Below are 12463 nucleotides of genomic sequence, written 5' to 3' on the forward strand. Positions count from 1 at the left end.
CGTGCGATCGACTGATCCGGGCGATGATCACAGCATCACCCCGACAACATAAGGAGAACGACCATGAGCAGTCGACTCAACCCGTATCTCGGTTTTCGCGACACCGCGCGCGAAGCCATGGACTTCTACCAGAGTGTCTTCGGCGGAGAGATTACGCGCAGCACCTTCGGTGAATTCAACGCGAGCGACGATCCGGCCGAGAAGGACAAGATCATGCACTCGGAACTGACCACTACGAGCGGTTTCTCGCTCATGGCTTCTGACACCCCCAGCAGTATGGAACTCCCCACCAGCAGCAGCGTCACCGTGTCCCTCAGCGGCGACGACGAAGCCGAACTGACCGGGTACTGGGAGAAATTGCTCGAAGGCGGCACCGCGACCAGGTCGCTCAGCAAGGCACCGTGGGGTGACAGCTTCGGCATGCTGGTCGACAAGTTCGGCACCAGCTGGATGGTGAACATCGCGGGGACCACGGCGGATGCGGCCTCCTCGAGCGGCACGAAGTCAGTCCGCGACGACGTCACCCGGTGACTTGTCGGGGCGCCAGCCCCGCCACGAGGGCTGGCGCAGCCGACCGGTCGCTGTCCATTCGGCGAACTCCACCTCGGCGACGAGGGTGGGGCGCACCCAGACGGCGCTCTGGGCATCCGTTGGCGGAATGTCACTGAACGGTGTGGTTTTTCGCACCAGCCGGGTCAGTCGAGAACGGATGTCGGTGAGGTCGCGTTCCCCAAACCCCGTGCCGACGCGCCCGACGTAGCGGAGGCCCGCATCGGCCGGCACCCCGAGCAGCAGCGACCCGATCGCGCCGGTGCGGTTGCCGCGGCCGGGCCGCCAGCCGCCCACGACGACCTCCTGGGTACGAAAGTGTTTGATTTTCACCCAGTCGTGGGAGCGGCGCCCGCCCGTGTACCGGCCGTCGAGCCGCTTGGCCATAACCCCTTCGAGCCCGAGCTGACGGCTGGTCTGAAACGCCTCGGAGAAATCACCGTCGAACCGTGGCGGCACCTGCGTGGAGCCGGTCGCGGTGACCGCGTTCTCCAGCCGGTCCCGGCGCGCGCTGTAGGTGAGCCCGGTCAGGGAGCGGCCGTTTTGTTCGAGCAGGTCGAAGAGCATGAACTGCACCGGGGCACGTTTCGAGGCAGCCGCCACTTCCCGTTCCTCGGTGAGTTTCATGCGGGTCTGCAATAGCCCGAAGTTCGGTCGGCCGCGTTTGTCGACGGCCACGATCTCGCCGCCGAGCACCGCGGCATCCGTTTCTGGTTGGGTCGCCAGTCCGGCGAGCAGATCGGCGACGAGATCGGGATAGGACGCCGTCACGTCGTGCCCGTTGCGGGTGACCAGGCGCACGCTTTGCTCGGCCAGCGACACGTAGGCGAGCGCACGCATGCCGTCCCACTTCATTTCGAAGGCCCAGCCGTCGCCGCCGAGGTCGGTTTCGGAACCGGCAGCGGCCAACATGGGGGAGTAGGTGTGCTTCGTCGGTGCGGGTGCGATGCTCGCCGCCGATGCGCTGTGCGGGCGGGCATTCGTGCGGGAGCCGGCGCCACCGGTGAGTGGCTTCATGCGGTGGATCAGCCAGTTGTTCGCTGGTTTGCTGCCGTGGCCGTCGCTCGTGCGAATCAGGGCAAACCGGGCTGAGCCGCCGAGCCCGGCGTCGGGTTCACCGTGCAGGGTCACGATCACCTCGTCGTCGCGCCATTTTTCGAGTTCGTAGTCGCCGCGGTCCCAGATGGATACATCGCCGGCGCCATATTCTCCGACTGGAATATTTCCCTCGAAACTGCCGTATTCGAGCGGATGATCCTCCACGTGCACCGCAAGCCGGTTCTGGGCGGTCGACACCGGCACGCCACGCGGCAACGCCCAGGACACCAGTACGCCGTCGTGTTCCAGCCGAAAATCCCAGTGCAGGCTGCGGGCGTGGTGTTCCTGAATGACGAAAGATTGGCCAGTGGAGGCCAGGGCCGGTGCCTCGGGAACCGGCTCGGGGGTCTTCGACGCATCGCGCTTATCGCGGTACACCGTGAGGCGGTCCGGTGTGACCAGGGCGGACGCCGAATCGACCTCGGCGGCGGCGTGCTCGAACGACCCGGCCGACAGCTGTGCGAGCGGATCCTCCCGCCGTTTTAGACGAGCGAGCACCTGCTTGTAGTCGAACTGTTCGAGGTCGGCCGAGGCCAGTTCCTTCCAGGTGCGCGGGGTCGCGACCATCGGGTGGCTCCGCCCCCGCAGCGAATACGGGGTGATGGTGGTTTTCGCGGCGTTGTTCTGGCTCCAGTCCACCAGCACCTTGCCGGGCCGCAGGCTCTTCTTCATGTCGCTCACGACGAGGTCGCGGTGGTCGGCTTCGAGGGCTCGTGCCAGTTCGTGCGCCACCGCCGACACCTGATCGGAGGTGTACGACAGGTCGAGGGCCGCATACAAGTGGATGCCCTTGCTTCCGCTGGTCACGGGCATCGGTTCCAGCCCCATGTCCTGCAGAATCGTGCGGGCCATCCGCGCCACCTCCGCGCATTCGGCGAGTCCGATGCCCTCACCCGGGTCGAGGTCGAGCACGAGCCGGTCGGGATTGCGCTGGGTGCCGGTGCGGCCGAACTGCCACTGCGGCACGTGAATTTCAAGGGCGCTCATCTGCCCGAGCCAGGTGAGGGTGGCGAGGTCGTTCACCAGCGGGTAGATGTTCACGTGGTCCTTGTGCTGAATCTCACGCCGTTTCACCCAGCTCGGCGCCCCGGGTTCCAGATTCTTCTGGAAGAACATCGGGCCGGGGCTCTCATTCGTGCCGACGCCGTGCACCCAGCGTTTTCGGGTGGCCGGTCGGTTCGCCGCGTGGCCAATGAGCACGTCGGCGACGGCCGCGTAGTAGGCCAGCACGTCAGCCTTGGTGGTGCCGGTCTCCGGGTACAGCACCTTGTCGAGGTGGGTGAGCGAAATGCGGTGCCCCTCAACGGAAACCACCTGACTGCTGGCGTTCATGCATCAACTGTGCCGCAGAAACCGCGGGTCTACTAGGCGAAAAATGTCTCATTCGGGTGTGTACTGGTCGAATGAGAAGCATCTGGACCGGTGCGATCACCTTCGGGCTCGTCAATGTGCCCGTCAAGGTGTATAGCGCAACTGAAGACCACGACGTGTCGCTACACCAGGTGCACGATGCCGATGGGGGGCGCATCCGCTATCAACGCCGGTGCGAGATCTGCGCCAAGGTCGTTCCATGCGACCACATCGACAAGGCTTTCGAGGACGGTGAGCAGGCCGTGGTGCTCACGGCGGACGATTTCGCCACGCTCCCCTCCGAGCGCAGCAAGGAGATCGACGTGGTCGAATTCGTGCCGAGCGACCAGATCGACCCGATCATGCTCGACAAGAGCTACTTTCTCGAACCCGACGGCAAGTCGTCGAAGGCCTATGTGCTGCTGCGTCGCACGCTTGAAGCCACCGATCGGACGGCCATCGTGCACTTCGCGCTGCGGCAGAAGACCCGGCTCGGAGCGCTGCGTGTGCACGGCGACGTGCTCATGCTGCAATCCCTGCTGTGGGACGACGAGGTGCGCGAGGCCAAGTTCGCGTCCCTCGACGAGCTGGTGAACATCAGCGCCAAGGAACTGGACATGTCGGCCGCGCTGGTCGAGTCGTTCGCGGCCGACTTCGCACCGGATGCCTTCACCGACGACTACCAGGACGAGTTGCGGGCGCTGATCGAGGCCAAACTGAAAAGCGGCGAGGCTGTGTCGACCGAGGTCACCTTCGGTGAAACCGAGGATGAGGGCGAGGGCGGCGAGGTACTCGACCTAATGGAGGCCCTGCGGCGCAGCGTCGAGGCCAGCCGCGATCGGGCCAAGCCCAAGCCGCACGAGAAGGCGAAGCGGGCCCGTTCCGCCTCCTGATCGGGCAGCTTCACGGTTCGCGCGAGGCGAACCTCAGTGGTGGCGCTTGGCGAGCAGGTACATCTTTACGTTGAGCTGCAGAAAGCGCACGAGCTGAACCAGCACGTTGCTGCGTCGTCTCAGTTCGCGGGCGCTCGGCAGCGGCGCGACGTCGATGTGGGCTTGGGCGGTGTCCATGGTGTTCTTCCTTCTAACTCGGTGGCAAAGTGGATGCGTGCGACTCACTCCGGAATGAGATACCAGAACGGGTACGCCTTGGCTTTGTACACGAACATCGTGTGCAGCACGCCAAGAGCGGCGAGGGCAGCCTGAGCGTGCGCAGCGGCACCCAGCACGGCCACGAATACCGCGTGCTCGGCTCGCTCAAGGGGCTCACGGACGCCATCGAGCCCACCCTCGTCACGCTCACCGACGCCTCGGACATCTTTCCGCTGTTCCAGCACGCCGGCACGGAGTTTCTCTACATGCTGACCGGCAAAATGGTCTACGGCCACGGCCCCTACAAAAACACCATGGTGCCCGGCGACTCGCTGCTGCTCGACGGCGAGGGCCCGCACGGCCCGCTGCAACTGCTCGAGCTGCCCATCACCTTTCTCTCCATCACCGCCAAATAGCTCGGCTCCGGGTATGCTGTGCGGCATGACCGAATCGGCAAGCGCCCGGGGTGAGAGCGCGACCCTGCACGGCGTCGTCGAGTTCGCACCCGAGCAACGACCGCAATCGCCGTGCACGGTCACGGTGCTGGTGGAAGACGTGTCGAAAGCGGATGCCCCCAGCACGATCGTGGGCCGGTCCCGGTTTCAGATTCCCGCGCCGCCCCGCAGCGAACTGTCCGATCGCGACGTGAACTTTGCCGTGACCGTACCCGCCGATGCGCTCGACTCCGTGCGGCGGCTGAACGTGCGGGTGCACGTGAGCGCGCGGATGCGGCGGGAACCGGACGTGACCGAACGGCCGGACATCACCGAGGGGGACTTCGTCTCAACGCAGTCCCACCCGGTGCTGCCTGACCCGGTTCTGCCCGGCCTCGCGTCAGTTCGTGTCCCGGTTCTGCGAGTCTGAACCCTCGGCAACGGCACGCGCCTCAGCCTCGTCGAACGACGTGATCACGCCGCCGAGACTCTCGTAGCCGGTGAGCGACGGACCCCACGCTGCTCCGTTGAACCACTTGTGGAACAGCGTGCTGTTGGTTCCGGTCAGGAACACGTCGAGCCGCCCGGGTGCCCAGGACACCACGCGCGGCTGTGAGGTCGCGATGCCGCCCATGTTCTCGTAGCCGGTGACCGACGGCCCCCAGGCTCCGCTGAACCACTTGTGGAACACCGCACGATTGGTGCCGAGCACGAAGGCGTCGAGCCGGTTCGGTCCCCACGACACGACCGGGCTCGAACTTGCCCTGGGCGTTTGTGGGTACATGAAGTTGACCGCCGCGATGTCACCGGCCGACAGGGCCGTGCGCTGGCCGATCTGGGCTTCGGCCTGCACCGGGGTGATGGTCTCTAGCCCATTCTTTGAAAACGCGGTGCGCGGGTAATGCATGATCGAGCCGTAGTCATAGCCGCCGACGTCATCACCGTCGACGATGTGCTGGTCGAACTGGCTCTCCATACCTGGTGAGATGTTGGCCGCGTTGATGGTCACGAAGGTGTTGCGGTCTTCGCGGCTCTGTTCGTGCCAGAGACCGACCGCGTGGCCGATCTCGTGGATGGCGTTGCCGTTCGTGCAGCCGGTACCCAAACTGATGGTCTGCAGGCCGTTACCCTGCATACCGAGCATCGACCAGCATCCGCCGGCATCGCTGAACTCGACGAAGTTGGGAAATTGAGCGGCATTGGCCGGGGTGCGTTCCGAAAAACGGATGGGCGTGCGCGCCTCCCAGTGCGTGATCGCGTCCCGCACCCGCTGCTGGTAGGGGAGGGCGGCGTTGATCTGAAACGGAACCTGCGCGTTCGGCCAGCGAAACCGCGCGCCGGTGATGATGACGGCCCGGGCGGGACCGTCGTCCTGGTTCGCCTGATCCTTGCTCTGCTCCAGTTCGGCGACGGTGCCCAGCACAATGTCACCCTCGAAGACCGCCAGGCTGTTGACCTTGTAGTAGACCACTTCCGTCGGTCCGAAGGTGACGCCGGAGATGATACCGGAGGCCGACTCTCCTGCCTGAAATTCACCCTCACTGACGAATTTCTGGTCCCCGCCAGGGCCGGAATTGTTTACTGCCATGGAACTGCTCCTTGTGTCCTCTGTTCCCTCCTGGCACGGGCCGGAATTGGCGGTGCCGGAATGAGCGCTGTGCCGCAAGTGGTACCAGTGCCCACTGGCGGTCAAGCTACGCCGGCAGGCGTTATCGGAGCGTTACTCGATGTGCGACGGCGCGACCAGCCGTTCGATCGCGGCGAGGGGGATGGGCAGCCAGGTGGGGCGATTGCGAATCTCGTACACTGCTTCGTAGAGTGCTTTGTCGAGTTCGAACGCATCGAGGAGCGCGCTCTGTTCGGCCAGCTTGATGCCGGACCGTTCGGAGTAACCGTCGAGGAAGGCGTTGCGGCAGGCCGTGGCCCACTCAAAAAAAGTGGGCAGGGCATCCGTTGTTTCGGCCATCGCCCCCGCCACATACGAGAACGAACGCAGCATGCCCGCAACGTCGCGCAGCGGAATGTCGGGTTGCGTGCGCTCGCGCAGGGTACGCAGCGGCTCCCCCTCAAAGTCCAGGAGCACCCAGCCACGGCCGTTGACATCGAGCACCTGGCCGAGATGGAAATCACCGTGAATGCGTTGCAGCCGCGGCCAAGCTGCCGCCTCGGCCCGGACGAACACCGCCTCGATGGCATCGCGGTAGGCGGCCAGAACCGGCACTTCGTCCAAGGTCTGGCTGCAGCGCAGGCGCATCTTCGCCATTTCGTCCGCGATCACGGTGGGGGTGGCATCCAGGGTCGGAAGGGTTCGGGCGAGGTCGGCGTGCACATCAGCGGTGGCCTGCCCCAGTCGAAAAGATGGGCCCGTGAAGTCGGTGCCGGCGGCAGCGGCGACCAGGGCGGTGCGCCAGGCATCCGGAGCATCGGGTAAAAACTCCTGGGCGAAGGCCAGGTGTCCGACGGCACGGCCGCCCGGTTCGGCGGGGTCATCCCACTGGCCGAGGATGGCGCCGAACGGCAGCGGGATCCGCGCTGATCCGGCGCTCGCCAAGGCAGCCTGCACCGTCACGTCCGGATTCTCGCCGGCATGAATGATACGAAACACCTTGCAGATGATCGGCATCGTCGGCGCTCCGGCAGCGTCCGTGCGCTCCACGATGATCGAGGTATTGGATTGCTCACCGCGGAGTACGCGGCTGGAGGTCACCACGGTCTGCGACGGGGCCGCTGAACCCGATCGCAGATCGTCGCCGCGCGCACTGGCGGCGGCACGATCGGTTGAGGGCAGGCTGGAGACCGATACGCCCTGCAGCTCCATGAATGTGAGTACGGCGGCAGCGAAGGCCGGATCGTAGGCCGCGTCGTAGATGAAGCGTGCGTGATCAGAACCGGGCTGGCGCACGGTGATCAGGGCATTGGCCGCACCGGGCAGTTCAGAGACGCGCTCAGTTGTGGGCAGTTGGTACAGAGTGATTCCCAGGCTCGCGGTATCCAACATGAGGTCAACGCGGATGCTCACTCCGGCCTCGAGCGAGTCCAGCGAGAAATGGCCGATGCTGCGCAGGGCCGGTACCTGCCCTTTATTGCCGAACCAGCGCTGCCCCGCGACCCATGCGTTCACATAGTCGGGCAGCGGAGTACCCCGATGGTTCGGGGCGAGGTCGGGATTGCTGGAGCCGTGTGCATTCTGGGCGCGCTCTCCATCGATCATGCCGCCAGCGTAGCCTCCTCTCCCGGATTACGCCCGAGGATGCGTGTGGGTCGTCACGCCGACGCCCCAGCGGATTCTCGGCCGGCGATATTCGATGGACGACCGTTCGTCAAGCCCCCCAAACGGGATTTCTCGAATCCGACGACATTTTCGAGAGCTTGCGCTAGAATTGTAAACAATTGACAGACCGCTGAACTGCGTCACATCGTCAATGAAATTCTCATTCCATGCAATTCAGACATTCACCCAAGGAAGAACTGTGAAGGGTATGCCCCAGCGATATTCATTGGAACCCGTCATCCAGGAATCCACCCCGTCGATCATCGCCCGCAAGCTTCGGTACGCGATCGCACACGGCGAGGTGGCTCCCGGGGCTCAACTGGGCGAGGCCGAACTCGCCCGCGAGCTCGGCGTCAGCCGGGGTCCGCTGCGCGAAGCGATGCAACGGCTGACCCAGGAGGGCCTGCTGGTCAGTATTCGCAACCGGGGCTTGTTTGTCATCGAAATGACGGATGCTGAGATTCGCGACATGTACGTGCTGCGCACCGCCATCGAATCGGCCGCCTGCAAGCTGCTCGTGCGCGCCGACCACGTCGCCGCCGGTGAAGACCTGCTGGCCAAGGTATCCGAGATGGAGAATGCGGCCGCCTCCGGCGACCGCGCCGCCATGAGCGACGCCGACATGGCCTTCCACGAACACCTCGTCGCGTTGAGCGGCAGCCGCAGCCTCGCACGTATCCACAGCACGCTCATGACCGAGACGCGCATGTGCCTGACCGTGCTGCAGGACTCGTACCGGGTCACCGAGGAGTGGATCGCTGAGCATCGCGGCATCGCCGAGGCTGTGCTGGGCGGGGATGGTCCGTTGGCCGAAAGCCGGTTGAGTGACCACGAAGACGACGCGCTGGCGCGACTGACTACCGCACCGGCATCTGTTTCGGTCGGTTGAGTCCGAAACCGGCGCTGCTACGGGGTGACCTCGCCGACCAGCCGCAGGCAGAGCAGAGCATAGGCGCGGGCGGCGCAGACCAGTTCGGTGACGCTCACCGATTCATCGATCTGGTGGGCCTGGTGGTTGAGGTCGCCAGGCCCGAACACGATCGTCGGAATGCCGAACTCGCGGTCGATGAAGCCGCCGTCGCAGGCGGCGCTCCACCCGCCGATCGGGCTTTCCCCGCCTCCCGCGTCTGCCGCTGCAGCGACGGTCTGGATTACGATCGGACTCTGGGCGCTGGTGCGAAAGCCGGGCATCTCCATGGTCACCTCGAAGGTCACGGTGATGCCAGCACGGTCGATGCCGGCCGCCGTGACCTGGGCGGAGAGGGCCGCCACGATCTGCTGCGGGTCTTCGCCCGGCATGAGACGCCGATCGAGCCAGACCCGGCAGTCGGCCGCGACCATCGAGGTGCCGTCACCACCCTCGATGCGGCCGACGTTCCAACTGCCCGCGCCGAGCAGGTCATCCTGGTTCGCCTGCAGCCGTGCGTGATCGGCCAGAATGAGCGCAATGATCTTCGAGGCGGCGCTGATGGCATTGCGCCCATCGGCCGGGCGACCGGAGTGCGCGGACTTACCCTGCACGGTCAGCTCAATGTAGGCGTCGCCGCGGCAGGCGATGACGGTGTGCAGGTCGGTCGGTTCGGCGACCACGCAGGCCCTGTAGTGGCCGATACCACCGGCGGCTGACGCGGCCGCAGTCAGGGAGCGGATGCCGAGCCCCAGATCTTCCTCATCGACCGTGCAGAACAGGGCGGCCGGGCCGGCCAGGGTCACGTCGGCGCGCTTGATGGCGGCCAGGGCCAGCACGATGGCGGCCAGGCCGCCCTTCATGTCGGTGGACCCACGCCCGATCAGCCGGTCGCCGTGTCGCATCGGCACGAAGGGGTCGCGGCTCCAGCCCTCGCCGGCCGGGACGACGTCGGAGTGGCCGAGAAACATGAGGCCGGGCGCTGTTCCTCCCGTCAGGGTGGCCACGAGGTTGGGGCGCCCGGGGGCGACCTCGGTCACCCTCGTGCTGAGACCGTGCGCCGCGCAGGCGGCGCGCAGCACGCTCACCGTGTCGTTCTCGGTGCCGCCTGGGTTCTCCCCGGCCGCAGCGATGAGCGCGGAGGCGAGATCGACAATGCTCTGCTCGGTGATGAGGTCGAGTACACGGGACTCGGTGTCGCTGAGCACGCCTTCAGTGGTCGTTGTGGTCATCATCGGTTCTCAGAGTAGATCGGTCTCGCGCGCGGCGCTGGCACGGTCGAGGGCCCGGGTGAGGCGAATGACGCCTTCCTCGGTGCGCTCGGGGCTGGTCGACGCGAAGCACAGGCGCAGGGCGTCATCGAACCGGCCGCTCGGCGACAGGGCCGGCCCCGGAATGAAGGCGACGCCCTCGGCCAGGGCCGTTTTGAACAGCGCCTGGGTGGAGGTGGCGGCATCCGCTCCCTGCAGGGTGAGCCAGAGAAAGAAGCCGCCCTCGGGGTCGGTCATCGTGACGCGATCGCCGAGGTGGCGGCGCAGGCTGGCCTGCATCGCCTCCTTACGGGCGCGGTATTCGATGCGCAGAAAATCGAGGTGGGCATCGAGGCTGCCGCGGCGGATGAACTCGGTGAGAATGTGCTGGCCGGGAATGTTGGTGCAGGTATCCATGGTCTGCTTGGCGTTGATGACCAGCTGGCGCACGGCGGGGTCGGTGTCGACCCAGCCCACCCGCAGACCGGGCGCGAGAATCTTGGAGAAGGTGCGCACCGAGAACAGCAGCGGGTCGTTCGGGCTGAGCGTCTGAAAGTTAGGAATGTCGGTGCCAGCAAAGCGGAGCAGGCCGTAGGGGTCGTCGTCGATGATGACGGCATTCCACTGGTGCGCGAGCTCGATCAAGAGTTCACGGCGGGCCAGCGACAGGGTGGTGCCAGACGGGTTTTGAAAGTTGGGGATGACGTAGATGGCCTTGGGCGTGCCACCGGCCCGGGCGACCAGCTCGGGCAGCGCCTCGACGATAAGACCGTTCTCGTCGATCGGCGCTTCGAGCAGTTCGGCGCCGTAGCTCAGCGCGGTCGCCGACCCGTTGGTATAGGTGGGGGACTCGACGATCACGAGGTCACCCGGGTCGACGAAAATCTTGCAGGCCAGGTCGAGGCCCTGCATTCCGCCGGTGGTGATGGTGATGCGCTCGGCGCTGGTCGGGTCAGGCGTGGTCGACAGGTAGTCGACGAGGTTCGACAGCAGACCGGGCTCACCCTCGGTGGCGCCATAGGTGAAGGAACTGTGATCGAAGCGGCTCGCGGCGATCTCACGGAACGCCTCAAGGGGTACTGCATCGTCGGCGGGGGAGCCCATGGCAAAGCGCACGATGTCGTGTTCCTGGGCGGCGAGCAGCGAGGTGCTGGAGTCGATCACCGACCCGATCAGGTTTTCGGCACGGCGGGCGAGGGGCATGGTGGAACTTTTCATCGGATATCGCAGTTCATCGAGCGTCGGTGTTGCGTGTTCGGGGTTAGGAATGGGAAGTGAGAAGGCGCCGGGGAAAGCTGGTGAAGGTCTCCACGCCGGTCGCGGTGACCCGAATGGATTCGCTGAGCTCGCAGCCGAAGTTCTCCATCCACATGCCGCCGATCAGATGGAAGGTCATGTTCTCCTGCAGCACGGTGTCGTCTTCGCCGCGCAGGCTCACGGTGCGTTCGCCCCAGTCCGGCGGGTAGGCCAGGCCGATGGAATAGCCGATCCGGGAGGGTTTCTCGAGTCCATACCGAGCGAGCGTCACATTCCACGCCTCGGCAAGGTCGCGGGTACCGACGCCGGGGCGTACGAGGTCGAGCACGGAGCTGAGTCCGTCGTTGATGGCGTCGGCGAGCCGGGCGAGTTGGTCACTCGGCTGCCCAAGAACGATCGTGCGCGCCATCGGCACGTGGTAGCGGTGATGGGCACCGGCCAGCTCAACGATCACGGCCTGGCCGTCCTCAAACGGCTGGTCGTTCCAGGTGAGGTGGGGCGTGTCGGCCTCCACCCCGGTGGGGAGCATCGGCACGATCGCGGTGTAGTCCCCGCCGATTTCGGGGGTGCCCGCGATCTGAGCCTGGGAGATGGCGGCGGCGGCATCGCACTGGCGCACGCCGACTCTTACGTGTTCCACCGCTGCGGTCATGGCCGACTCGGCGACTCTCGCGGCGAGCCTCATCTGCGCGATCTCGGCATCCGTTTTGATGACGCGCACCCAGTTGACCAACTCGACCGCATCGACGAAGGTCCATTCGGGCAGACCGGTTTCGAGGGCGCGATACGCCTTGGGAGAGAAGAACTGCGAGTCCATCTCGAGGCCGACCCGGTTCGGTTCGACCAGGCCGCGCGCGCGCAGGGCGTCCGCGACCCAGTCGAAGGGGTGTAGGTGCGGGCGGTGCACGAAACTTTCGGGGTAGCCGATCATGTTGCCCGGCGGCAGCCACGCGGTGCGAAAGGCGCCCTGGGCATCCATCGCCCGCAGAAAGAACAGCAGGTCGCCGGTCAGCGGAACAAATAGTACCTGCGGGGTGTAAAACGACCAGGCGTTGTAGCCGGTGAGATAGTTCAGGTTGGCCGGGTCGGTGACCAACAGGCTGGAGAGCCCCTGGGCCTCCATTCGGCGGCGCACATTGGCTAGTCGTTCGGCATACTCGCTGCTGGTGAAGAGCACGGGATCCCTTACATCGGTATTGCCTATTGTTTACAATCTACAGCCTGGGAGTGCTGGGGGCAAGGCCCAGGGAGGCCGG

The 12463-nt window shown here is 65.5% G+C and carries 12 protein-coding genes; 5 read left to right on the top strand and 7 right to left on the bottom strand.

The window, feature by feature from the left end:
* Positions 1–63: 63 nt before the first annotated feature.
* Positions 64–531 (top strand): VOC family protein, encoded by a 468-nt coding sequence (locus CXY78_RS18395; protein WP_104090589.1) that lies wholly within the window; start codon positions 64–66, stop codon positions 529–531.
* Here CXY78_RS18395 and CXY78_RS18400 read toward each other — a convergent pair.
* Positions 505–2979, bottom strand: coding sequence for an ATP-dependent DNA ligase (locus CXY78_RS18400; RefSeq protein WP_104090591.1), 2475 nt, complete (start codon positions 2977–2979; stop codon positions 505–507). The two genes, CXY78_RS18395 and CXY78_RS18400, sit on opposite strands and share 27 nt — an antisense overlap.
* Positions 2980–3050: 71 nt before the next feature.
* Between CXY78_RS18400 and CXY78_RS18405 the strand changes: the two genes are divergently transcribed.
* Complete coding sequence (locus CXY78_RS18405) at positions 3051–3890, top strand: Ku protein (protein ID WP_104090592.1); 840 nt, start codon at positions 3051–3053, stop codon at positions 3888–3890.
* Between the two features lie 33 nt (positions 3891–3923).
* Here the strand turns inward: CXY78_RS18405 and CXY78_RS21290 are convergent, their stop codons facing one another.
* Positions 3924–4067 (bottom strand): hypothetical protein, encoded by a 144-nt coding sequence (locus CXY78_RS21290; RefSeq protein WP_166792444.1) that lies wholly within the window; start codon positions 4065–4067, stop codon positions 3924–3926.
* A gap of 101 nt (positions 4068–4168) precedes the next feature.
* On the opposite strand from CXY78_RS21290, the gene CXY78_RS18410 reads away from it, so the two are divergent.
* Entirely contained in the window at positions 4169–4504 is a 336-nt protein-coding gene (locus tag CXY78_RS18410; RefSeq protein ID WP_233206237.1) for a cupin domain-containing protein, read from the top strand.
* Positions 4505–4529: 25 nt separating this feature from the next.
* Positions 4530–4952 carry a YbaY family lipoprotein gene (locus CXY78_RS18415; protein WP_140425736.1) on the top strand — a complete coding sequence of 141 codons (423 nt, stop codon included), beginning with the start codon at positions 4530–4532 and terminating at the stop codon, positions 4950–4952.
* On the opposite strand, the gene CXY78_RS18420 is transcribed toward CXY78_RS18415, so the two are convergent.
* Both CXY78_RS18420 and CXY78_RS18425 read right to left on the bottom strand, forming a co-directional pair.
* Positions 4923–6110: a M12 family metallopeptidase gene (locus CXY78_RS18420; RefSeq protein ID WP_199182637.1), complete on the bottom strand. Its 1188-nt coding sequence runs from the start codon at positions 6108–6110 to the stop codon at positions 4923–4925. The two genes, CXY78_RS18415 and CXY78_RS18420, sit on opposite strands and share 30 nt — an antisense overlap.
* A 132-nt stretch (positions 6111–6242) precedes the next feature.
* Positions 6243–7733: a phosphotransferase gene (locus CXY78_RS18425; RefSeq protein WP_104090595.1), complete on the bottom strand. Its 1491-nt coding sequence runs from the start codon at positions 7731–7733 to the stop codon at positions 6243–6245.
* Positions 7734–8001: 268 nt separating this feature from the next.
* Between CXY78_RS18425 and CXY78_RS18430 the strand changes: the two genes are divergently transcribed.
* The gene (locus CXY78_RS18430) at positions 8002–8682 is read left to right on the top strand and encodes a GntR family transcriptional regulator (RefSeq protein ID WP_104090597.1); all 681 of its coding nucleotides are present in this window, start codon (positions 8002–8004) and stop codon (positions 8680–8682) included.
* A 17-nt stretch (positions 8683–8699) separates the two neighbouring features.
* Here the strand turns inward: CXY78_RS18430 and CXY78_RS18435 are convergent, their stop codons facing one another.
* The 3 genes from CXY78_RS18435 to CXY78_RS18445 are packed head-to-tail and all read right to left on the bottom strand — an operon-like array spanning position 8700 to position 12384.
* Positions 8700–9935: a M20 family metallopeptidase gene (locus tag CXY78_RS18435; RefSeq protein WP_233206238.1), complete on the bottom strand. Its 1236-nt coding sequence runs from the start codon at positions 9933–9935 to the stop codon at positions 8700–8702.
* Between the two features lie 6 nt (positions 9936–9941).
* Positions 9942–11153 (bottom strand): PLP-dependent aminotransferase family protein, encoded by a 1212-nt coding sequence (locus tag CXY78_RS18440; RefSeq protein ID WP_233197500.1) that lies wholly within the window; start codon positions 11151–11153, stop codon positions 9942–9944.
* A 58-nt stretch (positions 11154–11211) separates the two neighbouring features.
* A complete protein-coding gene (locus CXY78_RS18445) occupies positions 11212–12384 on the bottom strand; it encodes a M24 family metallopeptidase (protein WP_104090601.1) in 1173 nt (390 codons plus the stop codon).
* Positions 12385–12463: the final 79 nt, after the last annotated feature.

It is taken from the genome of Cryobacterium sp. N19 (assembly GCF_002929595.1).
GTDB lineage: Bacteria > Actinomycetota > Actinomycetes > Actinomycetales > Microbacteriaceae > Cryobacterium > Cryobacterium flavum.